The organism is Bradyrhizobium sp. 14AA, from assembly GCF_054185205.1.
The window spans coordinates 118,649-143,430 of record NZ_JAVAYM010000001.1; the positions used below are offsets into that span (position 1 = coordinate 118,649).

The following is a 24,782-nucleotide window of genomic DNA, read 5'->3' on the forward strand; positions in this document are numbered from 1 at the left end:
CGCTCGCGCTCCGGGTTTCCTTCGAGATGACCGGAATTGTCGCATCGCCGACACCCCGGGTGCCAGGATCGGTCGACGCAATGAATGAATTGAGTGCCTCTTCGCGGATCACCTATCGGGCCGTCATGGTCCGGCCAGGCGTGGCGCGTCGTATCCGGGGCTTGTCGGACAAGACGCTCGCGTGGCTCTTCATCACGCCGACGATCATGCTGCTGCTCGCGATCAATATCTTTCCGCTGCTCTGGACGATCTATCTGTCGTTCACGAACTACCGCGCGAACCGCGCCAACGTGCCGACGATCTGGCTGGGGGCTGACTGGTACCAGTCGATCCTGACCGATCCGGACATCTGGGCGGCGATGCAGGTGACGGCGCATTTCGTGATCTGGACGGTGGTGATCGAGACCGTCCTCGGATTTGGCCTTGCCTATCTCATCGACAAGAAGTTCCGCGGCCACGGGATGTGGACCACGATCATCCTGCTGCCGATGATGCTGTCGCCCGCCGTCGTCGGCAATTTCTGGACGTTCCTCTATCAACCGCAGATCGGACTGTTTAATTACGTGGTCGCCTTCTTCACCGGTCGCGCGGCCTCGTCGTTCCAGATGCTGGGTGACGTCACGCTGAGCCCCTGGGCCATCGTCATCGTCGATGCCTGGATGTGGACGCCCTATGTGATGCTCATTTGTCTGGCCGGCCTGCGTTCGATCCCTGATTACATCTATGAGGCTGCGGAGGTCGATCGCGCGTCGAAATGGCGGCAGTTCTGGTCGATCACGCTGCCAATGGCGTTGCCCTTCATCATGCTGGCGGTGCTCTTCCGTGGCATCGAGAATTTCAAGATGTTCGACATGGTCAATCTGCTCACTGGGGGTGGGCCAGGATCGACCACGGAAGTCGCCTCGATCACGCTCAAGCGTGCGGCGTTCGAGAGCTGGCGCACCGGTTATTCCTCGGCCTTCGCGATCATCCTGTTCGTGACGGTCTTCGGTCTCGCCAACATCTATGTGAAGGCGCTGAACAAGGTGAAAAGCCGATGACGTCAGCCACCACAGCCCATTCGGTCGTCGAGCCCTCGGCCACGACGCGGCGGTTCGCCGGCTCACTGATCGTGCTCTACGCCATCATCACCATGATCCCGCTGGTGTGGATCATGCTCACCGCGTTCAAATCGCCCGACGATGCGATTTCCTATCCGCCCAAGGTGATGTTCAAGCCATCGCTCGAAGGCTTCTGCAATCTCTTCACGACACGCTCGCGCCAGACGCCGGAGTTCATCCGCTCGCTGGGACCGCCGCAGGGGCTTTGCGATAGCATAGCACGGAGCCGCAACATGGTGGTCGCCGGTCCCTCGAACTATGTACCTCGCTTCGTCAACTCTCTGATCATTGCGTTCGGCTCGACCGTGCTCGCCGTCGCCCTGGGCACCTTGTCGGCCTACGGTTTCTCACGGTTCCGCGTGCCCCTGAAGGACGACCTGCTTTTCTTCATTCTGTCGACCAGGATGATGCCGCCGATCGCGGTCGCGATCCCGATCTATCTGATGTACCGCACCATCGGATTGTCGGACACAAGGCTCGGGATGATCCTGCTCTATACTTCGGTCAACGTCTCGCTCGCGGTCTGGCTTCTCAAGGGCTTTATCGACGAAATCCCGCGCGAGTACGAGGAAGCTGCGATGATCGACGGCTATACACGCTTTCAGGCCTTCGTGAAGGTGGTGCTACCGCAGGCCACGACGGGAATCGCGGCGACGGCGATCTTCTGCCTGATCTTCGCCTGGAACGAATACGCTTTCGCCGTGCTCTTAACCTCGGGCAACGCGCAGACGGCGCCGCCGTTCATTCCGATTATCATCGGCGAGGGCGGACAGGATTGGCCGGCGGTGGCCGCGGGCACGACGCTGTTTCTGGTGCCGATCGTGGTGTTCACGGTGCTGTTGCGCAAGCACCTGCTGCGCGGCATCACCTTTGGAGCCGTTCGCAAATGAGTGTTGATGCCACCCCATCCATCGCGCGTCGCAGTCTCGCAGACCGCGTTCTGCGCCGCGGTCCGCTCGAAGCTGCTGCGACGACGATCATTGCCGCCGGAGTCGTCATGCTGATGCAGCCATTCTCCCTGACGCTGTATTCCTGGTCGTTTGTGACGACCCTGTTTGGCACGGTGATGTTCACCATCGTGTCGAAGGTTCGGGAGTAGGGCGCGATGGCACAGATCAGGGTCGAGGCGCTCGACAAATCCTTCGGTACGTTTCATGCGGTCAAGGCCGCGAGCTTCACGGTGGAGGACGGCCAATTCCTTTGCCTGCTGGGACCCTCCGGTTGCGGTAAGACCACGACGCTCCGCATGATCGCGGGCCTGGAATTGCCGACGGCAGGCACGATCCGGCTCGGCGGGGAGGACGTGACGATGAACCGCGCATCGGCGCGCGACATCGCCTTCGTGTTCCAGCTCTTCGCGCTCTATCCGCACATGAACGTTCGACGCAACATCGGCTTTCCCTTGAAATGCGAGGGCATCAGTGCGGCCGAGCGCGAGCGCCGGGTCGTCGAGGCCGCGCGCATCCTCCGGATCTCTCATCTCCTTGACCGGTCGGTGTCTGGCCTCGCCGGCGGCGACCGGCAGCGCGTCGCGCTGGGACGGGCGATCGTGCGCAAACCAAAGTGTTTTCTGATGGACGAGCCGCTCGGCGCGCTCGATACCGAGATGCGGGAGGCCATGATTCATGAACTGCGTGCACTGCATGACAGGTTGGGTGCGACGACCGTCTACGTCACGCACGACCAGCTCGAGGCCATGGCGATGGCCGACAGGATCGCGGTGATGAATAATGGTGTCGTCGAGCAGGTCGCGAGCCCGCGCGACATCTATGACCGGCCGGCTTCGCTGTTTGTTGCGGACTTCATCGGCTCGCCGCCCATGAACTTTCTGCCGTTCCGTGGCGGTCTGAAAACCGGCGCAGAGGCAATCCGGCTCGGCGAGCATGATGTTGCAATTCCCGCTGCGCGCGAGGCCATGGCGGAAAGCGAGCTCGTACTGGGGGTGCGGCCCGAGCACGTGCGGTTCACCGATCGTGGCACGGTGCGCGGCGAGGTTTATGGGACGGAATATCTTGGAACGACGCAGATCGTAACCGTGACGACGCACTACGGCACGCTCAAGGCCCGCTCACCCAGCAGTAAGTCCTTTCGTACCGGCGAGAATGTCGGGCTCGACTTCCGGCCCGATACGCTGTCGATCTTCGACAAGGCGTCAGGCCGGGCTGTACGTACCGCGCTGCATGAGGGAGGCGCGCATGGCTGAGGTCGAGATCAATGCCGTCTCCAAGGCATTCGGCAAGACGGAAGCCGTGAGCGATCTGTCGTTGACCGTTGGCGACGGCGAATTCGTCGCATTGCTCGGGCCGACCGGTGCCGGCAAGACCACGGCATTGCGTTTGATCGCCGGATTGGAGCGGCCGGACCGCGGTTCGATCCGGATCGACGGGCGCGACGTGACCGGCGATGCACCGGCCGACCGCGATGTGGCCTTTGTCTTCCAGCAATATTCGCTGTATCCGCATTTGACCGTGTTTGAGAACATGGCCTTCGCGTTGCGTGCGCCGACCCGCCGCGTGCCCGAAGCCGACATCCGCGCGAAGGTGCAGGAGGTGGCGCGTCTGCTTCATATCGAGACCAAGCTGGACAACAAGGCGACGCAGCTGTCGGGCGGGCAGATGCAGCGCGTCGCGATCGGTCGGGCTTTGGTCCGTTCGCCCGCGATCTATCTGATGGACGAGCCGCTCTCCTCGCTGGATGCCAAGCTGCGCGGCGAACTGCGCCTCGAACTCAAGCGGGTCCAGGTCGATCTCGGCGCGACGATCCTCTATGTCACCCACGATCAGACGGAGGCGATGACCATGGCTTCGCGCATCGGCGTGATCGAGGCGGGGCGACTGATGCAGATCGGCTCGCCGCGCGAGATCTACGAGAACCCGATCAACGCGCATGTCGCGGCGCGGCTGGGCCAGCCGACGATCAACCTGCTGCCCGCGGCTCTGTTCGCCGGCGTGCCAGCCGGCGCCCAGACGATTGGCGCGCGGACCGAGCACCTGAAGATTGCGCGGGGCGGCGGAGACGTATCGGCAACCGTCAAGCGGGTCGAACACCTCGGCGACCAGAGCCATCTCCATCTTGACCTCGGCGGCCGATCGGTTGTGACCCTGGCTGACCCCGAGGCCGGCTTGGGCGCCGGGGACGTGGTGTCGCTCCGTCTGAACAAGCCGCTGTTTTTCGATGCGAAGGGCAGGAGGGTAGCGGCATGAGCCTCGATCGGGTAGCCAGGGAAAGACTGGTGCGAGCGCTGGCAGGGTCAGTGATCGAACACGCGGACGAACTGACGAGCCTCGACCAGGCGATTGGCGATGGGGACCACGGGCTGAACATGAAGCGCGGTTTCGAGGCTGTGCTCGCGACATTGCCGGGCCTTGCCGACAAGCCGCTCCCGGACATGCTGAAGGCGATCGGAATGACGTTGGTGATGAAGGTCGGCGGCGCCTCAGGGCCGCTGGTCGGGACGTTCTTCATGGAACTGGGCAAGGCCCTTCCGGAGCAGCCGACCCGGGTCGATCTCGTAGTGGCGACGGAGAAGGCGATCGATGCCGTCAAGGCGCGCGGCCGTTCCGAAGCGGGGCAGAAGACGCTGCTGGATGTCCTGGTGCCGGTGCACGGCGTTCTGGCGGGAGGCGGCGATGCCAAGGCGATCGCGACCGAGGCGGCGCAGGCGGCCGATCGCACCACGCCGATGCTGGCGATCCGTGGCCGCGCGTCCTTTCTTGGCGAACGTTCCATCGGTCACATGGACCCCGGCTCGCGCTCGGCGTCCCTTCTGATCGGTGCAGCAGTTGAGACACTGGAGTTCGAGGTCAATACATGAGCAGTTTACGTCCCGGAAATGTCGGAATTGTCATCGTGTCGCATTCGCCGAAGATAGCGGAAGGTGCGGCCGATATGGTGCGCCAGATGGTCGGCGACGCGGTGCCGCTGGCCTGGACCGGTGGCGATGTCGATGGCGGGCTCGGTACGAACGTTGCCGGGATCCTCGAGGCGATCGAGACGGCCTGGTCACCGGCAGGCGTTGCGATCCTTGTCGATCTCGGTGGTGCCGAGACCAATTCGGAGATGGCGGTGGAGATGCTTCCCGAAGACCGGCGCGCGCGCGTCCTGGTCTGCAATGCCCCGGTGGTCGAGGGGGCTGTGATCGCTGCGACCGAGTCTTCGGGCGGCTCGCCGCTTGCCGCGGTCAAGCGCAGCGCGGAGGAATTCTATGCATGATGCCAACGCCAACCGGGCGGCTCAGACGTTTGCGCCGCTGACCGCTTCCGCGGTCCTCGTCAATCCGGTCGGGCTGCACGCGCGGCCGTCGGTGAAGCTCACGCAATGTGCGAAGGGTTTTACCGCAAAGATCGAAATTGCGCTTGCTGCCGACGGACCCTGGACGGACGCCAAGAGCCCGGTGAAGGTGATGCGTGTGAAGGCGCCGCAGGGCGCAACGCTGCATTTCCGTATCGCTGGTCCTGATGGCGAGGCGGCGCTCGCGGCCATGCTGGCGCTGGTGCATGATGGTTTCGGCGAGGCGTAAGATCGTGGGCGAGATCCATCTCACCGGCCATCCCGCCTCGCCAGGTCTCGCCATCGGCCCGGTCGCCGTGCTGACGAGTGCAGTGGCGAGCAGAGCGACGAAGGGCGATCCGGCTCAGGAGGCGGCAGCGCTGAAGGCGGCGATCGAGGGGGCAGCAGTGGAACTCGCCGAACTGATCGCGACGGTTCACGGCGAGGCCGCGGAGATCCTGGAGTGCCAGGTCGCGATGCTGGGCGACGATGCGCTCGCGGAAAGTGCCTATGAAGCCATTGCCACCGGTACGGCCGCCGATGAGGCCTGGCGCGTGGCGCTCGACGCGGAGATTGCAGGCTATCGCGCGGCGGATGAGGAATATTTCAGGGCCCGTGCCGCGGATCTGGTCGACATTCGCGACCGCGTGCTCGCGGGCCTGATTGGTGCTGATACGATCGCAAAAATCTCCGGCGATTCCGTCGTCACGGGTGATGATATTTCGCCGTCGACGTTCCTCGCCGTCGACTGGACCCGTGGCGGTGCCATTGCGCTGGCCGCCGGATCGCCGTCGTCGCATGTCGCGATGCTCGCGCGGTCGCGCGGCGCCCCCATGGTGGTTGGGTTGGGTCCCTTGCCATGGAACGGACAGCCGCCGTCGTTGGCGTTGGTCGACGGCGACACCGGCACCGTGATCTTCGATCCCCAGCCCGAAACGCGCCGGCTGTTCGAGCACCGCATGGCGGCTGCGAACGCCGCACAGGTCGCAGCCGACGCAGGTCGCCTCAAACCGGCGCTGACGGCCGATGGCCGGCGTATCGCCGTCCTTCTCAACGTCGCCGCGCCCGAAGACCTCGCGGGCCTCGATCCCGCAATCTGCGACGGCATTGGACTTGTGCGGACGGAGTTTCTGTTCGAGGGATCCAGGGGCCTGCCGGGCGAGGATGCGCAATATGCGGTCTATCGGCGTATTCTCGACTGGGCTGCAGGACGGCCTGTGACGATCCGTACCCTCGATGCCGGCGGTGATAAGCCAATTGCTGGCCTGACTATCGATGGCGAGCGCAATCCATTCCTGGGCCTGCGCGGGATCCGTCTCTCGCTTGCGCGGCCGGAGGTGTTTCGCGTCCAGTTGCGGGCGCTGTGTCGTGCGGCCGTCCACGGGACGCTGAAGGCGATGCTGCCGATGATCGCGATTCCATCGGAGCTCGACCGTGCCAATGCCATGCTGGACGCGGAGTTTGCAGCACTCAGGGCGGAGGGCATCGCCTGCGCCCGGCCGCCGCTCGGAATCATGGTCGAGGTCCCCGCGGCAGCGCTATGCGCTGTGGATTTCGGCGCGGCATTCTATTCCATCGGATCGAATGATCTGACCCAATACACAATGGCCGCGGCGCGCGACATCGGCGCTGTCGCCGACCTCAACGATGCCGGCCATCCGGCAGTGCTGGCGCTGATCGCGCAGACCGTCGAGGCCGGGCGCAAGCGCGGCGTCGAAGTCTCGCTCTGTGGTGATGCCGCGGCCGACACGCGCTTGACGAATGCGCTGCTGGCGACGGGCCTGACGACCCTCTCGGTCTCGCCAATCGCGGTGGCTCGACTCAAGGCTGCCATCGCCGGGGTGACCGCATGAGCGACGATGCAGGCGAGGACACAAGTCGGCCGGGCGACAGCAATGTTGCGGACTACAAGCTCATCCTGCGGCGGGCCCTCGACAACCGGCCATCCGGGACGCGGTTGAAGCTCGCGGCAGCGCTCGGCAAGAACCGCTCGTTCGTGAGCCAGATCACCAATCCGGCATATCTGGTGCCGATCCCGGCGAAGCATGTCGCAATCATCTTCGAGGTCTGCCATCTCTCCGGCGCCGAGCGTACCGCATTCCTCGAAGCCTATGGTCGCGCGCATCCGGGACGGCTGCGCGGCGCCCACCGCGAGGCGCGCACGCGCGTCGTTACCGTGACCGTGCCCGACCTCGGCGACGACAAGAAAAATCGCGCGCTCGAGCAGCTCATCGTCGACTTTGCTGCTCAGCTCGCGCGCTACGCCGAAAGTATCGGCTGAGAATTCGCAACTGCAAAAAAGATAACCGGGAGGACGCCATGAAAAAGCTGATCAACAGCGCCGATACCGTGCTCGAAGAGAGTCTCGACGGGTTGGCAGCAGCCCATGCCGATATCCTTCTGCTCGGCGCCGAGCGGAAGTTCGTGCGCCGCCGCACCCTGAAGCCGGGCAAGGTCGCGCTCATCTCAGGCGGCGGCTCCGGCCATGAACCGCTCCATGCGGGATTCGTTGGTCTCGGCATGCTCGATGCCGCATGTCCGGGTCAGGTTTTCACGTCGCCGACGCCGGATCAGATGATCGAGGCGGCGGAGGCCGTCGACACAGGGGCAGGCGTGCTCTTGATCGTCAAGAATTACGAAGGCGATGTGATGAATTTCACCATGGCTGCGGAGATGGCCGGGCGCGAGGTTGCGAGCGTAGTGACCAATGACGACGTCGCAGTCGAGCAATCGACTTACACCACAGGCCGTCGCGGCGTGGCGGGGACGTTGATCGTGGAAAAGATGGTCGGCGCTGCGGCTGAAAAGGGCATGCCGCTCGCTGCGCTCAAGACGCTTGGCGATGACGTCAATCGACGCACCCGCTCGATGGGCGTGGCGCTGCTGCCGTGCACGGTCCCGGCAGCAGGACGGCCGAATTTCACCTTGGCCGATAACGAAATGGAAATGGGTGTCGGCATTCACGGCGAGCCGGGTCGCCGCAGGGTGCCGCTGGCATCTGCCGATGACATTGCCGTTGAGATGCTCGACGCGATCCTGGGTGATCTCGCACCGAGCAAGGGCAGCGAAGTCCTGCTTCTGGTCAACGGGTTCGGCGCAACACCGCTGATCGAACTCTATCTGATGGCAAACAGCGCCAAGCGCATTCTGGACGGGGCGGGGATCACGGCGACACGTTTCCTGACCGGCTCCTACGTGACGTCCCTCGACATGGCCGGTGCCTCTATCACTGTTTCCGTGCTCGATAGCCAGTCAAAGGAATTGTGGGACGCCCAGGTGCATACCGCGGCGCTACGCTGGGGTATCTGATGGACGGAAACGCAAGGTCAATCGTGGACCTTGCGCCCCCTCGTGTGCGCGACGTGTGCGATGAGAATCCGAAGAGGCGATTTCCGTTTCCAATTCATGCCGATATGGCCCTGGAAGAGCCAAGCAGCGGAAGCTTCGTCAAACCGGATTTCTCAATCGCTCCAATCACATGCGGGGCTGATCGAAGTCGAAATATCTTAGCAATATGAATAGCTTAGACCGAAAATTTTCTACAGCCCCCATGATGGATTGGAGCGACAGTTCAAGTTTTTCAATCGGTTAGAAGGCGGTGTGTGCACGACGTGTGCAGCGGGAGATCAAGAAAAATCTTGCGACAGCCAGCGTGAGCAAGCTCTCTGAAGTGGGTGGGGCGATCGCGGAGAGTGCCCACTTCTTCGCAACGCATTCGCGTAGCTACGCCTGCGACGCACTCGATCAACGACGCAGCGCGCTAGGATCGGACCAACTGACTCTTAATCAGCGGGTCCCAAGTTCGAGCCCTGCTGCGCCCACCATATAAATCAAGTATTTGGCGGTTTGACCAAACGGCGACCTCGGCGCCGTTTTCACCTCCGTTAGTGTGGGTTATCGCGGCAGCCCCAGCAAGTCGGATTTCGCGACCGAATTGATGCGCGTCGGGAAAGGCCGCCTCTACGTCCTTCGGGCAGAGGCCAGTCACGGCCGCAGTGTGTGGAACGCTTGCGATGTCTCGCAGTGTTTCCAAAGCAGTCGCCAACAACGCCAACGCAAATCGAGCGCCTTGCTCTGGAAGGGCAGGCGATAGGCAATCCGCGCTGAAACTGAGTGGCGGTGTTGCATTAAAAATACTAAATTAAATCAGATGGTTACGGCAATTTTGTCGACGCGATAATCCGCGCGCGCGTGTTAATACAACTGAAGGTTTTCGGCCGGGGCCTTCTTTGAGGCCTTTTCTAGGCAGGAACAATATGCAACATTTTAAAGGATTTTTAACAATTCTTTTAATTTTGCTTGCGGGTCACAATGAATCGCGCGGACATTTTTTTGCCTGCCAGCTCTCAAGATGTTTCTGTTTCGGCAAATGACGAAGCACTAACACTTCGAGCGCAGACATCGATCATTACCATTCCAGACGCTCATCTTCTCTTTTCGGGAGATTTCCAGCGCGTCGGCCTCGACTTGATTCTCTCGGATGAACTCCATCGCGTCATCGTCCCGAACTATTTCACGGGCCACGCGCATCCGCAGCTGGTTGCCCCCAATGGTGCGCAACTGCCGTCTCACGTCGTCGATGCACTGACCGGCCACACGGCCTATGCCCAAGCCGGCGCGCCGAGTGCCGCGGTTAAGGTGATCGGCCACATCGTCAAGCTGTCCGGCAGCGCCAGCATCGTCCGCAACGGCGTCACGATCGTCGCGAATGTCGGTGATGCCGTCAATCAGAACGACGTGGTGCAGACCGGCAGCGGTTCGACGCTTGGCCTCGCGCTCGACGACGGCACAACGTTCAATCTGTCCGAGAGCTCTCGGTTCCAGCTGAATGAATTGACCTACGACGCGAACAGCACGTCGAACAGCTTGTTGATGACGCTCGTGCAGGGCGCCGCGAGCTTCGTCGCCGGTCAAGTGGCAAGGTCGGGCGACATGAAGGTGGCGACGCCGACCGCCACGCTCGGCATCCGCGGCACCGCCGTCAATCTCAGCGTTTCCTCGACCGACGGAACGGTCTCGGTCTCGGTCATCGACCAGCGCGATGGCCAGGTGCATGCGGTTCAGGTCTTCGGCAACAACGGCACGCTGATCGGGACGGTCACAAGTAATGGCGCGTCGCTGACACTGACGCCGACTGCTACGTTCGAGGTCATCGCGCAGCAGACCGACAAGACGGCCGCTCAGGTTGCCCAGGAATTCAATGCCTTCCAGCAGGTCCTGAGCACCTATGACGCGGCCAAGCAGATCATGCCAAATCTGCCGCAACACACCGACAATACGAACCAGCCCAGCCCTAACGATTCCAGTCCGAAGTCCACCTCCAAGTTTGCCGGAAGTCCGCCCGTGGATCCGCCCGGAACGGAATATCATCCCCCCGCAGCGACGACGACCACACAAACTGCGAGCACGACGCCAACGACGACCGTGAACGTCACGCAGGCTACGACGACCGCGGATTCTGCGGCTCCGCCGCCGCTTGTCGCCGCACCGTCGATCGTGGTCAAGACCACCTCGCTTCCGTTTATCGTGACCCCGCAGACTGTGGCGGTGATCAGCTCCGGCCCCGGAGATCATACCGGCCCGGTCATGAGTGCGAATGGCGACCTCGTCTACGATCCGGACGGCGTCATTTACTACTACGATCACACGACAAGCACGACGACAACCATCGCTTCTCCTGCAGGCGGCTGGACCTATGGTTTGCCCACGATCAGCTTGGATGGACGCTACATCGTCTATCAGGGCTCTAATGGGAGCGGCACCTATGTGTTCGTGTACGGGACGGATCCGTCCGACACGACCCATTATCACGTTCAGACTCAGCTTGGCTCGGGTTCTGCTCCGGCAGTAAGCGGCGACGGCAGCACCATCGTCGCTGAACAAGGTGCGGGCAACATCGTAATCTATGACCTGCAGGGCAACCTGAAAGGGACGATCGCGGCTCGGACCGTCAACAGCGCAGGTGCGGTGTGGAAGCCCGCCCTTAGCGCCGATGGCCATATCATTGCTTTCTGGAACTCGGATTCGAGCGGTCCGGGCGGTTCCGGCCATCTCTACACCTACAACCTGGCGACGGGAGAGTTGACCCAGATCGCCAGCACGGCATCCGGTGCCGGCCAGATCGCGCCGACGGTCAGTGCGGACGGTCATCTGATCGCATACCAAAGCACGAACAGCTCCGGTCATTCGGAGATCTACCTCTACGATCTTGACACCGGCACGGTCGTTTTCCACACCGCGAACGCGTCGGGCAGCAGCTACTACCCGGTCTTGAGCCCCGACGGCCATTTCATCGCCTTCACGAGCGATGCGCAGCTGACTCAGAGCGACCAGAACAATTTCGCCGACATCTACATCGTGGACGTCACGAACCCTGCTTCGCCCGTCTACAAACTCGTGTCCGAGGGAAGCACCTCAGGGTCGTACAACGGCGTGGCGATCAGCGCCGGCGGCCAGTATGTCGCATTCGGAGATAGCAGCAGCATTTACTTCGCCGATCCGACGTCGGGGCGTGCCGCGGTCATTGTCGAAACGTCGAAGTCGCCTGCGATCTTGACCACAAGTGGCCAGATCACGGTCACTGGCGACTATTCCGGCGTCGAAATCGGCGTGACGGATCAATTCGGCCAGCCGACGTCGAACTTCGACGCAAGCTTCGATGCCTCGGGGCACATCAACTGGACGTTCAGCGAGGCCAAAAGTGACTTTGCTGTGCTGTCCTACGGACAGGACGCGACCCAGGAATTTATCATTACGCTCTCTGCCCATGACGGCACCCTGACAATTCCCGTTTTCGTGACGGTGCACGATGGCGTCCAGCCTACCATCAGCGCCGCCGATTTTGCGCCGATGGCCAGGCCGGTCAGTCTGTCTGAAGGGCAGCAGAATACAGCGTATACGATCACCGCGGCGGATCTGCTCAAAGGCGTCGTCGACATCGACGGACCATCGCTGTCCATCACCGCGCTCTCGCTTCAGAGCGGCGGCGGCAACCTGTCCCAGATCGACAGTCAGACCTGGACATATACGCCCGTGGCCGGTTTCAGCGGTCAAATCGCGTTCAGCTACACGACAACAGACTCGATCAAGAGCGCCAGCTCGACGGCAAGTCTCAACATCGCGTTGCCCCTAGCCATTGCCGCGATCACTCCGGACAGCGGCGTAGTCGGTGATTTCATCACCAGCAGTACACATCTGACCGTTTCCGGCACGAACGGCTCTCTGACGAGCGGCGAGAAGATTCAGCTCAGCAGCGACAATGGCGTGACGTGGACCGACGTCGTTCAGGACACGGCGACGGACTGGAGTTTCACCGATCCGCTGACGCATGCTGTGAGCTTCACCTACCAGGTGCGGGTTGTCGATTCCAGCGACACTGCGATCAACGCGACCAGTCAGGCCGTTGTCATCGACACGACGCCACCGGTCCTCTCGATCGCCAATGCGAGCGGATTTACCAATCAGATATCGCTGACCCTCACCGGAACGCTCGATCTTGCCGATGTCGGGACAACCGTGACCGTCTTCGATGATGGCCAGTCGATCGGCACGGCGACCGTGCAGGCCGACGGCAGCTGGACCAAGGTCGTTTCGTTGCATGCGGGCGCCAACAGCCTGAGCTCGCAGGCGATCGATGTCGCGGGCAACACCGGAACCAGCAATACGATAGTTGCAACGCTGGATACGACGGCGCCATCGGAAGCGCTTGCGATCACGGCGATCGGCTTGGATACTGGCACGCCGGGCGATTTCGTCACCAGCGACACGACATTGACGGTTTCCGGCACCAATGGCGTCCTGGCTTCCGACGAGAAGATCCAGGTCAGCAGCAACGGCGGGGCGACCTGGAACGACGTCACGCAGTCGACCGCGACGAGCTGGAGCTACGTGGATCTGACGTCGCACGGTGCCAGTTTCACCTACCAGGTCCGCATCGTCGACCTTGCCGGTAATATCGGGACCACGGCGAGCCAGGCGATCACAATCGATACCGCGGCGCCCGCCGAGGCGCTGGCAATCACCGCAATTAGCTCGGACAGTGGCGCGCCCGGCGATTTCATCACCAGCGACACGACGCTGACAGTTTCGGGCACCAACGGTGCGCTGGCCGCTGACGAAAAGATCCAGGTCAGCAGCGACGGCGGCACGACCTGGGCTGACGTGACGCAAGCGACATCGACGACGTGGACCTACGTCGATCCGGCGACGCATGCCACGAGCTTCACCTATCAGACCCGTATCGTCGATCTCGCCGGCAATGTCGGGACCACAGCGAGCCACGCGGTCACGATCGATACGTCCGCACCGACCGAACCGCTGGTGATAAACGCGATCAGCTCTGACACTGGAACAGCCGGTGATTTCGTTACCAGCGACATGACGCTGACGGTCTCCGGGACCAACGGCGCGCTGGCCGCCGGCGAAAAAATCCAGGTCAGCAGCGACGGCGGTACGACATGGGCCGACGTGACGCAATCGACCTCGACGAGTTGGAGCTATCTCGATCCAACGACGCATGGCAGCAGTTTCGTCTACCAAGCCCGCATCGTCGACCTTGCCGCTAATATCGGTACCACGGCGAGCCAGGCGATCACGATCGACACGGCTGCGCCGGCGGGGGCGCCGGCGATCACGGCGATAAGCACAGATACTGGCACGCCCGGCGACTTTGTCACCAGCGACACGACGTTGACGGTCTCCGGCACCAACGGTGCTCTGAGCGCCGGTGAAAAGATCCAGCTTTCGAGCGATGGCGGGGCGGCCTGGGTAGATGTGACGCAATCGACGTCGACGACCTGGAGTTACCTCGATCCGACGACGCATGGCTCCAGCTTTACTTATCTGGCGCGGATCATTGACCTCGCAGGCAATATCGGCACGACGTCCAGTCAGGCGATCACGGTAGATACCGCAGCGCCGGGGGAGGCGCTGGCGATCGCGTCCATCAGCCCGGACACCGGCACCGCGGGCGACTTCGTCACCAGCGCAACGACGCTGACGGTCGCCGGGACCAACGGCGCGCTGGCCGCTGGCGAAAAGATCCAGGTGTCGAGCGACGGTGGCGCGTCCTGGGCTGACGCGACGCAATCGACATCGACGACGTGGAGCTATGCCGATCCGGCGGCACATGCCGCTAGCTTCACCTATCAGACCCGCATCGTTGATCTCGCCGGTAATGTCGGGACGACGGCGAGCCACGCGGTCACGATCGACGCGACTGCGCCAGCCGAGGTGCTGGCGATCTCGGCGATCAGCACCGACAGCGGCACGGCCGGGGACTTCATCACCAACGACACGTCCCTGACCGTCACCGGCAGCAATGGCGTGCTGGCCACGGGCGAAAAAATCCAGATATCGAGCGATGGCGGGGCGACCTGGGTCGACGCGACCCAGTCCACGTCGACAAGCTGGAGCTACGTCGATTCGGCGAGCCACCTCGGAAGCTTCACGTACCAGACGCGTATCGTAGACCTCGCCGGCAATGTCGGCACGACGGCGAGCCAGCTCGTCACGATCGACACCACGGCGCCGACCATCTCGATTTCCAATGCCGGTGGCCCGACCAACCAGGTGAATCAGACCATCACCGGCTTTGTGGATGTCGCGGATGCCGGTGCCACCGTCACCATTTATGACGGCAGCACCGCAGTGACGACTGCCATCGTGCAGGGCAATGGCAGCTGGAGCGCGCCGGTCGCGCTGACTACCGGCGCCAACTCGCTGACGGCGAAGGTGAGCGATCTCGCCGGCAACAGCATCACCAGCAATGCGGTGGTCTATACGCTGAGCACGACCGGTCCGGTCCTGACTGAACATCTGACATCTGATACCGGTTCGTCTGCGATCGACCAGAACACCTCGAATCCGGCCCTGACCGGAACGGGCCTCGCCAGCACGGTGGTGCACTTCACCGTCGACGGCACGGCGATCGGGACCACCGTGCTGGCCGATGCGAGCGGAAATTGGTCATTCACGCCCAGCAGCCTCGCCGATGGGTCTCATACCATTGTGGCGAGCCAGACGGATACGTTCGGCAATACGGGTAGCGTATCGCAGACTTTCACGCTGGATACCACTGCGCCGGCCGAGACGCTGGCGATCACGGCGATCAGCACGGACACCGGGACACCCGGTGATTTCATTACCAGCGATACGACGCTGACGGTCTCCGGCACCAACGGTGCGCTCGCGGCTGGTGAGAAGATCCAGGTATCAAGCGATGGCGGCACGAGCTGGGTTGACGTCACGCAATCGACCTCGACGACGTGGAGCTGCACCGACCTGGCGACGCACAACGCCAGCTTCAACTATCTAGCTCGCATCATCGATCTCGCCGGCAATAGCGGTACCACCGCCAGCCAGGCGATCACGATCGACACCACGGCGCCGACCGAGACGCTTGCGATTACCGCGATCAACTCGGATACCGGCACACCCGGCGACTTCATCACGAACGACACGACGCTGACGGTTTCCGGCACCAATGGTGCGCTGGCCGTTGGCGAGAAGATCCAGGTTTCAAGTGATGGCGGATCGACCTGGGCCGACGTCACGCAATCGACATCGACGACCTGGACCTACACCGATCTGGCGACGCACGGCGTCAGCTTCACCTACCAGGCGCGCATCATCGACACTGCTGGCAATGTCGGCACCACGGCAAGTCACGCGGTCAACATCGACACCTCCGCGCCGGCGGAGGCGCTGGCAATAACGGCGATCAATTCGGACACGGGAACAGCCGGTGATTTCGTCACCAGCGATACGACGCTGACGGTCTCCGGCACCAACGGTGCGCTGGCGGCTGGTGAGAAGATTCAGGTCAGCAGCGATGGCGGCTCGAGCTGGGTTGACGTCACGCAATCGACGTCGACGACCTGGACGTACACCGACCTGGCGACGCACAGCGCCAGCTTTGCCTACCAGGCACGCATCATCGATCTCGCGGGCAATATCGGCACCACGACAAGCCAGGCGATCACGATCGACACCACGGCGCCGGCCGAGGCACTTGCGATTGCGGCGATCAGTTCCGACACTGGAGCCGGCGGTGATTTCATTACCAGCGATACGACGCTGACGGTCTCCGGCACCAACGGTGCGCTGGCGGCTGGTGAGAAGATTCAGGTCAGCAGCGATGGCGGCTCGAGCTGGGTTGACGTCACGCAATCGACGTCGACGACCTGGACGTACACCGACCTGGCGACGCACAGCGCCAGCTTTGCCTACCAGGCACGCATCATCGATCTCGCGGGCAATATCGGCACCACGACAAGCCAGGCGATCACGATCGACAACACGCCGCCAACCGAGGCGCTGGCGATCGCGGCGATCAGTTCGGATACCGGAACGCCTGGCGACTTCGTCACCAGCGACACCTCGCTGACTGTCTCCGGTACCAGCGGTGCGCTGGCCGCGGGCGAGAAGATCCAGGTTTCGAGCGACGGTGGCACGACCTGGGCCGACGTCACGCAATCGACATCGACGACCTGGACCTACACCGACCTCGTGACGCATAGCTCCAGCTTCGCATACCAGGCTCGTATCATCGATCTCGCCGGCAATGTCGGCACCACGTCCAATCACGCGGTCACCATCGACACTGCTGCGCCGGCGGAGGCGCTGGCGATTGCAGCGATCAGTTCGGATACCGGCACACCAAGCGACTTCGTCACGAGCGATACGACACTGACGGTCTTCGGTACCAACGGTTCGCTGGCCGCTGGCGAAAAGATCCAGGTGTCGAGCGACGGCGGCACGACCTGGCTTGATGCCACGCAGTCGACGTCGACGACCTGGACCTACACCGACCTGGTGACGCACAGTGCCAATTTCATCTACCAGGCGCGCATCATCGATCTCGCTGGTAATTTCGGCACCGCAGCGAGCCAGGCGATCACGATCGACACCGCGCCACCGGCCGAAGTATTGGCGATTACGGCGATCAGTCAGGACACTGGCACGCCGGGCGATTTCGTGACCAACGACACGATCTTGACGGTATCAGGTACCAGCGGCACTCTGGCCTCCGGTGAGAAAATCCAGGTCTCCAGCGACGGCGGTTCCTCCTGGGCAGATGCCACGCAGTCGACGCCGACGACGTGGAGCTATGACGATCCGGTGACGCATGCGTCAAGCTTCACCTACTTGGCCCGCATCGTCGATCTCGCCGGCAATATTGGCACCACGACCGCCCATGCCGTCACCATCGACACGTCGGCGCCGTCGGAGACCCTCGCAATCGGCTCGGTCGCAGGGGCGACCATGAGCACGATCATTACCGTATCCGGGTCCAACAGCGTCCTTCAGGCCGGCGACCAAGTTCAGGTCAGCACTGACGGCATCACGTGGACCTCCGTCCTCAATTTAACCGCTACGCATTGGATCTATTACGACACGTCAGCCCATACATCGAATTTTACTTATTCTGCGCGCGTTTTGGATTACAGCGGTAACGTCGGAGCCACCGTGAACCAGCCAGTCGTGGTCGCGGGCAATGGTGCGACTGCCACGGTCTCGGGTGCTGCGCCCATCGTCGCCGAGGTGACGGGAAGCGGCGGTACGCTTCAGATCGGGGCGTCCGGACTTACGGGAGCGCTGAACGCGATCTCGATCGCGAACGGCCCGGTTGTGATCAACGGCAGCGGCACCGTGACGACGATCAGCGGTGACGCAATCAATCTTTATGCGACAGCTGCTCCATCGAGCAATCCAGCGAACATCACTGTGAACCCGACGGGATCGGTCACGGGAGCTGCGAACGGCGTCTCCGTCCGTCAGGACGGATATGGGTCCATTACGATCACGGCGTCCGCACCGATAACCGGTCTGTCAGGCAGGGGTATCTATGCCCAGGAGGGCGCGACGGGCGTCGGCAGCATCTTGATCAACGGGGCAGGTAGTGTCACCGGTGTAGGGGCGGCGTACAGCGGCATCACCGCTGCGATTCTGAATACGTCGAACAACAATGACGTCACGGTCAACGAGATCGGCAACATCACGGGCGGATATGACGGCATTCGCGTCATAACTTACGGTAACGGCAACGAAATCATCACCACGGGCACAAGCGCCACGATCAAGGGCCTGACTCGCTACGGTATCGAAGCGCAGTCTGCCGGGACCGGCAATATTTCGATCACGACGGGCGCCACTGGTACGATTACGTCCGCAAGCGCAGCCATCAACGCGTACAATCAGGACTCCGCGATCCCGAAGGTTGGTGGCGTCATCACCAGCTCGATGTCGGTGACGTCCAATGGCACGATCAATTCGGGGACGGCGCTCACCGGCGCAAGCAACCGGCCGGCGGGCGTGCTCGCGGGTTACAAGGGCGGGGTCAACAACACCGTCAACGCCAACGTCTACGGCGACGTCACGATCGACAATTACGCCAACATCAACGCCGCCTTCGGTGACGGTATCCGGGGCTACAATTTCGGCAGCGGCAACGTCACCATCAACGACCACGCTGGCACGATCAACGCGAAGGACGAATACGGCATCAGCGCGGTCAGCTATGGCAGCGGGAAGATTGCGGTCGTCACGAGCGCCGGGACAAATATTGTCTCCGGTTCGCATGGCATCACGGCGATCAATCAGGCGACTGCGATCGACAGCTCGGCGGCGTCGAGCGTCAGCGTCACTTCTGCAGGCACGATCACCTCAGGGAAGCATCTCTCCGCCGGCGGCAGTCAGCCGCAGGGCATCTCGGCCGGCTATTATGGCAGCAACGGCACGTCGAACACCAATATTAGCGGCACCGTCACGCTGGACAACTCCGCGAACGTGACGGCGCTCGCCGGTTGGGGGCTGCTCGCCTACAATTGGGGGAACGGCAGCGTCACGCTGACCGACCGGACCGGTACGACCGTTTGGGGTGCGCAGTACGGCATCCAGGCCGCATCGAATGTGAGTGGAGCAAGCGCCACACCCTCCACGGTGACGCTGAATGTCGAGGCCAATGCCGTGATCACGGCCGGCGCGCTCTACGGTCTTGTTGGCGTCCAGGCCACAAATACCAGCGGCGGAAGCATCTTCGTCACCACCGGCAGCGGCGACCAGATCACCTCGGGCGGGACCGGTATCAACGCGAATGCGGCGCCGTCGAGCGCCGCGGCCGGGACCCAGGTTTCGGTCACGGCGGCTGGCACAATCAAGTCGGGCTATGACTTCTTTTCGAACGCTAATGGTCCGTCGGGCATTGCGGCCGGCTTCAGCACCAGCAATGGGCAGTTGAATCCGGCGATCCACGGCGACGTCGTCGTCAATACCTCGGCGGCGATCACGGCGGCTGCCGGCTGGGGTCTCAACCTCTACAATTTCGGCACCGGCAATGTGAGCGGGACGGTACAGTCAGGATCGGTGATCAAGGCTCCAGTTGTCGGCCTCAATGCGTTCGCCCAGGGCGGCGGCAGCGTCACGCTTATCAATAGCGGCTCGATCACGTCATTGGGGACCGGTATCAACACGGGAACCGGCAACGGCAGCTCCAGTGTCAATGGTACGCTCTCCGTGACCAATACCAGCACGGGTAACATCGTTGGCTCCGGCCTGGTGTTCAATCAAGTCGTTCAGATCAACAACTCCAATAGCACCCATACCGCGACCTTCGCCAACTCGGGCACCGTCACGGCGAGCCTGTTCGCCAAGACGACCAACAGCTACGCGCTGGCAATGTATTCGACCAACGGCACCGTCAGCGCCAGCAACAACAGTGGCGGCGTTCTGACAGGCAACGTCCAGCTCGGCGGCACCGCGAGCTTGACCAATACGACCGGAGCGACCTGGTATCTGAATGGCTATAACACCATTGGCAGCACCGCCGGGACGCTCACAAACGCCGGTATCATGAACATGCTCGGATTTGCCGTGCTGGCGTCCGGCGGCAGTTTGGCACTGGCCAATTCTGGCAACATCAATGTCGCGCCCAACGCTTCGGCGCAGATCTCCGGCAATGTGTCGGGGAACGGCACGATCACAATCGGAGACAGATCCGAGCTTGAGTTTACAGGTACAGTGGCGGGACAAACCGTATCCTTCGCGTCCGGTCACGGGCTTCTTACGATCGATCTCCCATCTTCTTCCAGTTTCACCTCTACTATCGATCATCTGGCTGTCGGCGACGTGATCGCTCTGGCGAACGCCGGAATTTCGAACGCGACGCTGAGCAGCGGAACGATTTCAGTGACGGGCTCAAGCCAGAGCTATTCCTACAACGTCACGAATGTGCAATCCGGCGCCATGCTCGACATCCTGGCCGCCGACAAGCTGATGTTGATTTCGTCATCCAGTGTCCAGTATTCCGACGGTCTCCAGCACTTGCTATCGAGCCCCGCGTTCTCTTACATCCTCGACCACGATACGATCGTGGGTCCCGGTTCCGGCTTCGTGGTGAACGCGACAGACGCGAGCGCCGCGAACACATATCTGGTCGTGGTCAACCAGTCGTCGTCGATCAATGTCACGGGCGCTGGTGTCGGCGTGGGTGTTACGACGACGGGCGCCAATATCGGCATCGTCAACGCAGGAACGGTTACGAGCGGCGGCACTGGCATCAGCGCCAGCTCCGGCAGCGGAAATACAGATGTGAGCGACTTTGGTGCCGTCAGCGGCGCCAAATATGCGATCGCTGCGCTGGCGACCACTGGAAAGGTCAACATCCTTCTCGGTGGCGGCGCGAGCCTGACGAGCACCAGTTCGTACGGACTCTATGCGCAGACGTCGTCCGGCGACATTGGCATCACGACCTTGTTCGACACCATCAACTCGGGAAGCGCAGGAATCCTGGCGCAGGAGCAGGGTATTGCGGGCGCCACCGGGTCGATCACGATTTTCAATGAATCGGCCATCACCTCCGGCACCGCCGCGATCGGGTCCGGCGATGCGACCATCGGTCCCGCCAATGGCTCTGCTGGCATCAGGGCCGGAATTCTGAACAACGGCGGTACGTCGTTCACCGGCTCCAGCACCACCGGGAATGTCTATGTCGAAGACCGGGCCAACATAACCGCCACGACCGGCTCCGGCATTTTTGCTTTCAACTACGGTGCGGGCAACACGACGGTGTCGCTCGGATCAGGTGCCCAGATCCAGGCGACGGCAGCAGGCACGACTGCGTCCGGCTTCACTCAATACGGCATCTATGCCTTCAACTACGGCGCCGGCAGCTCGACGGTGACCACCGGATGGGGCTCGAAAATCCAATCTGGCGGCACCGGCATTAATATCGGCAACCAGGCTACGGCAATTGCTCAGGGCTCGGGCAGCACCGTCACCCTGATTGCCGAAGGCGTCATCAACTCCGGCGCCAATAACAACAATTCCGGCAGCGCGCCGTCCGCCATTCAGGCGGGCTACAACCCGAGCAACGCAGGCGTCTATAATCCCAACGTGTATGGTGACGTCTTCGTCGGCGTTTACGGCGACGGCACCAGCGCCAACGGCGTCGTCACCGCGGCCGCTGGTTACGGCATCAGCGCCTACAATTACGGCATCGGCAGTGTGACGGTGACCCTCGGGGCCAATGTGTCCGTTCAGGCGCTGACGGCGGCCACGGGCGCGTCGTCCGGCGGTATTGCGCCGTATGGCATCGGCGCGGTGAACCTCGGGGCCGGCAATATCATCGTCACGACAGGCAGCGGCGATAACATCCAGTCCGGTAGCACCGGCATCAACGCGGTCAACGAGGCAACTTCGATCGCAGTGGGTGTAGGAGCCGTCGTCGCGGTGACGACCGGCGGAACCATTCACTCCCGAACGACGCTGAACAACAGCGGCAATCAGCCGGCGGGTATCTCCGCGGGTTTCTTAGGGGGCCTGAATTCGACGGCAAACCTCAACGTCAGCGGCGCGGTGATCATCAACAATGCTGCAAGCATCACCGCCGATGCCGGCATCGGTATCAACGCGTACAATTACGGCAACGGCAACATCACCGTGAACGTCGCCAGCGGCGCCAACATTAGCGCCGTCGCGCAGGCCATCGACGCCCATTCCGAAGGTGCGGGAACTGGCGACATCGCGGTTAATGTCTACGCCAATACGACGCTGGCGTCCGCGACCACGTACGGCATCCTGGCCTTGAGCACGAGCAACGGCAGTATCTCGGTTATCACGTCCGCTGGCGACGTCATCAACGCCGCGGGCGCCGGCATCAACGCAGTCAGCGAGGCCTCGACAACCTCTACCAGCACCTCCGTGGTCGTGACCGCTGCCGGCGCGATCAATTCCGGGACGGCCCTGACTGGATTTGGCGGTCAACCGGCTGGTATCCTCGCGGGCTATGTCGGCCAGACCACGAATCCCGGCTCGACCAATCCCGCGAACTACAGTGTCCATGGCGATGTGGTCGTTGGCAATTTCGCGACGATCATCGCTGCAGCCGGCAACGGGATTCAGGCCTATACTTACGGGACCGGCGACGTTTACGTGACCAATTTCGGCGCGTCGATCACTGCGCTTGGTGGTGTCAGTCCGCCGAATGGCTCGGGCCTGGGCATTCTTGCGCAGAGCTATGGGCCCGGCAGCGTCTATGTCTCGACCATGGCGTCAACCCTCATCAATTCGGGCGGCTCGGGTATCGCCGCGCTGAACAAGGCGACGACGGCCGATCCGGCCAATCCAACGATTATCGTGCCTGAAACGTCGGTGGTCTCGGTGATCGCCAACGGCACGATCAACTCCGGCACGATTCCGACCGCCAACGCCGCAGGCGATCCCGCCGCCGGCATTCTGGCGGGTTACAACCCCAACAATCTCAGTACTGCCAACAGTCAAGTGTTCGGCTCAGTCTTCATCGACGATCACGCAACCATCGTCGCGCCGACAGGGACCGACGGCATCCGCGGCGTCAACTACGGGACCGGCGATATCTCGATCACCGTCGAATCCGATGCCGACATCATGGCCGGCCGCTACGGCGTCGCCGCACTCGGCTACAACGGGGGTGACGTCAGCGTCAGCAATGCGGGATCGATCATTGGCGGAGCTGCCGGCCTGGAAGCGATCACGACGGGAGCCGGCATCGCGACGATCGACAACAACGGCTTCATCAGCGGCGTGGTCGCCGCCTACAATGCCACCGTCACGAACGAAGCTGGCGCAGACTGGCAGTTCAGCGGCGCGAGCATATTCACCGGAACGAGCACGTTCTCCAACGCCGGTACGATCGAGAGCACCGGCACGTCGTCGATCCAGGGGCTCGCTGGCCTTACCAACACCGGGACGATTGCGGTCGAGACCGGCAGCCTCACCATTGGTGCTTCCGTAACGGGGGGAGGGGCGGCCATCATCCACAATGCGACGCTCGCGCTGAGCGCCGCTTCGGATATGCTCGTCTCTTTCGATACAGGGCCGGCGACGCCAGGCAAGCTCGTGCTCAGCGACGCCGCTCATTTCACCGGATCGGTCACGGGCTTTACTTACGGAGATACGATCGATCTGGTGGGGATCGCGCCAGCAAATGTCAGCGTCACCAATTCCGGCGGGCTGATCGTCAACTTCGGGACGGGCGCATTCGCTCTCGTCGGCAATTATGATCCGACGGGCTTCTCCGTCACATCCGACGGGCAGGGCGGAACAAACGTCGCCTGGAATCACCAGGCGCCGGTCATCGTCACCACCCAATTCAGCACGGTGCACAACAATACGGACGGATCGACGACCATCACGGGCCTGCTTGTGACGGATTCCGATTCGAACGCGGGAAGCGAGACGTTCAGCATCGCCGCAACGACGGCAGGTGCGTCGTCGGGAAGCAGCGTTTCGGTATCGACGAGCTCCGGTTCTCTTTCGACCGTCAACGGCATCCTTGCATCCGGAGTGACCTATCTTCCGGGCGCCACGCCGCCGGCGACGGACATGGTTTCGCTGACGGTCACGGACGGTTTCGGGGCGACCCAGACCGAGAACTTCATCTTCAACCAGGCCGGCACCGGCCCGAACATCGCCCTCCAAGGCACGGCCGGCAACGACGTGATCTTCGCGACCAACTCCTCAGACGTGCTGATCGGCGGCACCGGGCAGGATCAGTTCTTGTTCGCGCCGGCCTCGGCCTCGCCGATTACGCACACAGTCACCGACTTTACCATCGGGATCGACAAGCTCGATGTTCGCCAGTTCAGCGGCCTTTCAGCTTCGTCAGTTCCCACCGGGGTTCAGGTAGGGAACGACACCCTCGTCACGCTGGACGCGAATGACTCTATCCTTCTCAAGAACGTCGTTGCAACGAACCTGCACGCGACGGACTTCATCTTCCACGCATGAGGATGACGCATGAAACATGTGTTGATACCGCCAGTCGGCGCGCGTCTCGGCTGCACGAGCGATCAACTACTGCCGGACCTGACGACCGGGAGCCGGTTTCGCGTGAAGTCCCGCGGCAGATATAGTCGTGGCCTCGAAGGGCGTACT

The 24,782-nt window shown here is 62.3% G+C and carries 12 protein-coding genes; all 12 read left to right on the forward strand.

Features of this window, described 5'->3' with window-relative positions; genetic code table 11:
• Window positions 1–80: 80 nt before the first annotated feature.
• The 12 genes from RAD15_RS00510 to RAD15_RS00565 all read left to right on the forward strand — a co-directional run bounded on the left by RAD15_RS00510 (window position 81) and on the right by RAD15_RS00565 (window position 24,635).
• Window positions 81–1,040 carry a carbohydrate ABC transporter permease gene (locus tag RAD15_RS00510; protein WP_458173318.1) on the forward strand — a complete coding sequence of 320 codons (960 nt, stop codon included), beginning with the start codon at window positions 81–83 and terminating at the stop codon, window positions 1,038–1,040.
• The gene (locus tag RAD15_RS00515) at window positions 1,037–1,990 is read left to right on the forward strand and encodes a carbohydrate ABC transporter permease (RefSeq protein WP_458173320.1); all 954 of its coding nucleotides are present in this window, start codon (window positions 1,037–1,039) and stop codon (window positions 1,988–1,990) included. The genes RAD15_RS00510 and RAD15_RS00515 overlap by 4 nt, the downstream gene beginning before the upstream one ends.
• Window positions 1,987–2,199, forward strand: a complete 213-nt coding sequence (locus tag RAD15_RS00520; RefSeq protein ID WP_458173322.1) for a hypothetical protein — start codon at window positions 1,987–1,989, stop codon at window positions 2,197–2,199. The genes RAD15_RS00515 and RAD15_RS00520 overlap by 4 nt, the downstream gene beginning before the upstream one ends.
• Before the next feature lie 6 nt (window positions 2,200–2,205).
• Window positions 2,206–3,303: an ABC transporter ATP-binding protein gene (locus RAD15_RS00525; protein ID WP_458173324.1), complete on the forward strand. Its 1,098-nt coding sequence runs from the start codon at window positions 2,206–2,208 to the stop codon at window positions 3,301–3,303.
• Window positions 3,296–4,303, forward strand: coding sequence for an ABC transporter ATP-binding protein (locus tag RAD15_RS00530; protein WP_458173326.1), 1,008 nt, complete (start codon window positions 3,296–3,298; stop codon window positions 4,301–4,303). Before RAD15_RS00525 ends, RAD15_RS00530 begins: the two co-directional genes overlap by 8 nt.
• Window positions 4,300–4,914: a dihydroxyacetone kinase subunit DhaL gene (dhaL, locus tag RAD15_RS00535; protein WP_458173328.1), complete on the forward strand. Its 615-nt coding sequence runs from the start codon at window positions 4,300–4,302 to the stop codon at window positions 4,912–4,914. Before RAD15_RS00530 ends, dhaL begins: the two co-directional genes overlap by 4 nt.
• Complete coding sequence (gene dhaM, locus RAD15_RS00540) at window positions 4,911–5,312, forward strand: dihydroxyacetone kinase phosphoryl donor subunit DhaM (RefSeq protein ID WP_129267357.1); 402 nt, start codon at window positions 4,911–4,913, stop codon at window positions 5,310–5,312. The genes dhaL and dhaM overlap by 4 nt, the downstream gene beginning before the upstream one ends.
• Window positions 5,305–5,619 carry an HPr family phosphocarrier protein gene (locus tag RAD15_RS00545; RefSeq protein WP_212488960.1) on the forward strand — a complete coding sequence of 105 codons (315 nt, stop codon included), beginning with the start codon at window positions 5,305–5,307 and terminating at the stop codon, window positions 5,617–5,619. Before dhaM ends, RAD15_RS00545 begins: the two co-directional genes overlap by 8 nt.
• Entirely contained in the window at window positions 5,597–7,222 is a 1,626-nt protein-coding gene (gene ptsP, locus RAD15_RS00550) for a phosphoenolpyruvate--protein phosphotransferase (protein ID WP_458173331.1), read from the forward strand. The genes RAD15_RS00545 and ptsP overlap by 23 nt, the downstream gene beginning before the upstream one ends.
• Window positions 7,219–7,650 (forward strand): hypothetical protein, encoded by a 432-nt coding sequence (locus RAD15_RS00555; RefSeq protein ID WP_458173333.1) that lies wholly within the window; start codon window positions 7,219–7,221, stop codon window positions 7,648–7,650. Before ptsP ends, RAD15_RS00555 begins: the two co-directional genes overlap by 4 nt.
• Window positions 7,651–7,688: 38 nt before the next feature.
• On the forward strand, window positions 7,689–8,678 hold the full coding sequence (gene dhaK, locus RAD15_RS00560) for a dihydroxyacetone kinase subunit DhaK (protein ID WP_458173335.1): 990 nt from the start codon (window positions 7,689–7,691) through the stop codon (window positions 8,676–8,678).
• Window positions 8,679–9,836: 1,158 nt separating this feature from the next.
• Entirely contained in the window at window positions 9,837–24,635 is a 14,799-nt protein-coding gene (locus tag RAD15_RS00565) for an Ig-like domain-containing protein (RefSeq protein WP_458173337.1), read from the forward strand.
• Window positions 24,636–24,782 lie beyond the last annotated feature (147 nt).

Bases quoted from the DNA above. Each gene is read 5' to 3' on its own strand.
- RAD15_RS00510 (WP_458173318.1), top strand. From the start codon at position 81: ATGAATGAATTGAGTGCCTCTTCGCGGATCACCTATCGGGCCGTCATG.
- RAD15_RS00515 (WP_458173320.1), top strand. From the start codon at position 1,037: ATGACGTCAGCCACCACAGCCCATTCGGTCGTCGAGCCCTCGGCCACG.
- RAD15_RS00520 (WP_458173322.1), top strand. From the start codon at position 1,987: ATGAGTGTTGATGCCACCCCATCCATCGCGCGTCGCAGTCTCGCAGAC.
- RAD15_RS00525 (WP_458173324.1), top strand. From the start codon at position 2,206: ATGGCACAGATCAGGGTCGAGGCGCTCGACAAATCCTTCGGTACGTTT.
- RAD15_RS00530 (WP_458173326.1), top strand. From the start codon at position 3,296: ATGGCTGAGGTCGAGATCAATGCCGTCTCCAAGGCATTCGGCAAGACG.
- dhaL (WP_458173328.1), top strand. From the start codon at position 4,300: ATGAGCCTCGATCGGGTAGCCAGGGAAAGACTGGTGCGAGCGCTGGCA.
- dhaM (WP_129267357.1), top strand. From the start codon at position 4,911: ATGAGCAGTTTACGTCCCGGAAATGTCGGAATTGTCATCGTGTCGCAT.
- RAD15_RS00545 (WP_212488960.1), top strand. From the start codon at position 5,305: ATGCATGATGCCAACGCCAACCGGGCGGCTCAGACGTTTGCGCCGCTG.
- ptsP (WP_458173331.1), top strand. From the start codon at position 5,597: ATGATGGTTTCGGCGAGGCGTAAGATCGTGGGCGAGATCCATCTCACC.
- RAD15_RS00555 (WP_458173333.1), top strand. From the start codon at position 7,219: ATGAGCGACGATGCAGGCGAGGACACAAGTCGGCCGGGCGACAGCAAT.
- dhaK (WP_458173335.1), top strand. From the start codon at position 7,689: ATGAAAAAGCTGATCAACAGCGCCGATACCGTGCTCGAAGAGAGTCTC.